General features: G+C 66.5%; 1 protein-coding gene. It reads left to right on the forward strand.

Annotated features, from left to right (window positions below; translation table 11 throughout):
* Positions 1 to 2,616: non-ribosomal peptide synthetase (locus BST14_RS27845; RefSeq protein WP_142279664.1), on the forward strand; the 2,616-nt coding region annotated here is incomplete at both ends.

Consider the following 2,616-nt stretch of genomic DNA (forward strand, 5'->3'; position numbering starts at 1 on the left):
GAGTTCATGGTTGCCGATGCCGCACCGATCGCCGCGATCACCACCACTGGGCTGGCCGACCGGTTCGACGGGTGTGGCCTGCCGGTCATCGATGTCGATGACCCTCGCCTTCCCGGTTACCCGAGCACCGCCTTGCCGGTGCCGGCGCCCGAGGAGATCGCTTATCTGATTTACACCTCGGGCACCACCGGGGTGCCCAAAGGCGTGGCCATCCCTCACCACAACGTGACCCGGTTGCTGAGGGCATTGAACGCCGACTTGGAATTGTCGCCGGGGCAGGTGTGGTCGCAGTGTCATTCGTTGGCGTTTGACTTTTCGGTGTGGGAGATCTTTGGTGCGTTGCTGCATGGCGGGCGGTTGGTGGTGGTGCCCGACGTGGTGGTGCGTTCGCCAGAAGAGTTGCACGCGTTGCTGATTGCTGAACGGGTCGCCGTGTTGAGTCAGACGCCGTCGGCGTTTTATGCGCTGCAGGCCGTCGATGCGCGGGTGCCCGAGCGGGGACCTTTGCTACAGCTGGACACGGTGGTGTTTGGCGGGGAGGCGCTTGAACCTCAGCGTCTGGGGACGTGGCTGGACAAGCACCCGCGGTTACCGCGGCTGATCAATATGTACGGGATCACCGAGACGACGGTGCATGCCTCGTTCCGCGAGATCAGCGCGGCCGACGTTGACAGCAGTGTCAGCCCGATCGGGGTGCCGTTGGTGCATCTTGGCTTTTTTGTGCTGGACGCGTCGTTGCGTCCGGTGCCGGCTGGGGTCATCGGGGAGTTGTATGTGGCCGGCGGCGGGCTGGCCTATGGATATGTGGGCCGGGCTGCTTTGACCGCATCGCGATTCGTGGCCTGCCCCTTCGCCGGCGCGGGAGCGCTGGGACAACGGATGTATCGCACTGGGGATCTGGTGTGTTGGGGGGCCGATGGACAGCTGGCCTATCTGGGTCGTGCCGATGAGCAGGTCAAGATCCGCGGCTATCGCATTGAACTCGGTGAAATACGGGCGGCGCTAGCCGCGCTCGACGGGGTGGAGCAGGCGGTGGTGATCGCCCGCGAAGACCACCCCGGCGACAAACGCCTCATCGGCTACATCACTGGAGCCGCTGACCCGGCCGAAATTCGGGCCCGGTTGGGTCGGCGGCTCCCCACCTATATGGTGCCCGCGGCGGTGGTGGCAGTGGACGCGCTGCCGCTGACGGTTAACGGCAAGTTGGACATCCGGGCCCTGCCGGCACCCGAATACACCGAGGGCGAGGCCTACCGCGCCCCGAGCACCCCCACCGAGGAGATCCTGGCCGGCATTTACGCCCAGGTGCTGGGGCTGGAGCGGGTCGGTGTCGATGATTCGTTCTTCGATTTGGGCGGGGATTCGCTGTCGGCGATGCGGGTGATCGCCGCGGTCAACAGCGCCCTGGACGCCCACCTGGCGGTGCGCACCGTGTTCGAGGCACCCACGGTGGCCCAGCTGGCACCCCGCATCGGCGGGGACGGGGTCGGGCGTCAGCCGTTGGTGGCCGGCGCACGACCGGCCGCGGTGCCGTTGTCGTTTGCCCAGCAGCGGTTGTGGTTCCTGGACCGGTTCGAGGGTGGGGTGGCGACCTACAACATGCCGACCGCGTTTCGGATTAGCGGGGTGCTGGATGTCGAGGCGTTGGGGGCGGCTATCGATGATGTGATCGCCCGTCATGAGTCGCTGCGCACCGTATTTCCCGATGTCGGCGGGGTGCCGTTGCAGCAGGTGCTGCCCGCTGAGGCGGGGATGTGGCGGCGGCGGGGGGACGCGGTCGTGGTGTCGGTGACCGAGCAGGATCTGGTCGCCGAGTTGGTGGCGTTGGCGGGGTATCGGTTTGATTTGTCGGCCGAGATCCCGATTCGTGCGCGGATCTATGCGGTGGGCCCTGAGCGGCATGTGGTGGGGATTGTGGTGCACCACATCGCTTTTGATGGCTGGTCGTTGGCTCCGATGGCCAGGGATATCGGTGCGGCGTATCGGGCGCGCCGGCGCGGCCGGGTCCCGCAGTGGGCGCCGTTGCCGGTGCAGTATGCCGATTACACGCTGTGGCAACGGGATTGGTTGGGCTCCGAGTCCGATCCGGACAGTGTGATCGCCGGGCAGTTGGCCTATTGGCGGCAGCAGTTGGCCGATCTGCCCGAGGTGGTCTCGCTGCCGGCGGATCGGGCGCGCCCCCCGGTGGCCAGTTACCGCGGCGATGAGGTGGAGTTGCGCATCGACGCGCAAACCTGGGCGGGGGTCAAGGCGTTGGCGGCGGCGCACAACGCGACCGTCTCGATGGTGTTGCAGGCGGCCATGGTGGTGGTGTTGCAGCGGGTGGGAGCCGGCGAGGACGTGGTGATGGGCGCGCCGATCGCCGGGCGGATGGATGCGGCGCTCGATGAGCTGGTCGGGTTCTTCGTCAACACCTGGGTGCTGCGGTTGAATGTCAACTCGGCGCAGCGGTTTAGCGAGGTGCTTGAACAGGTGCGCCAGCACGCGCTGGATGCCTACAGCAACCAGGATGTGCCGTTCGAATTGCTGGTCGAGCAGCTCAACCCGGTGCGCTCGACGTCGCATCATCCGCTGTTCCAGGTGGCCACCGTTCTCCAGAACAATGCGCGCCCCGAG

Source organism: Mycobacterium arosiense ATCC BAA-1401 = DSM 45069 (genome assembly GCF_002086125.1).
Classification (GTDB): Bacteria; Actinomycetota; Actinomycetes; order Mycobacteriales; family Mycobacteriaceae; genus Mycobacterium; species Mycobacterium arosiense.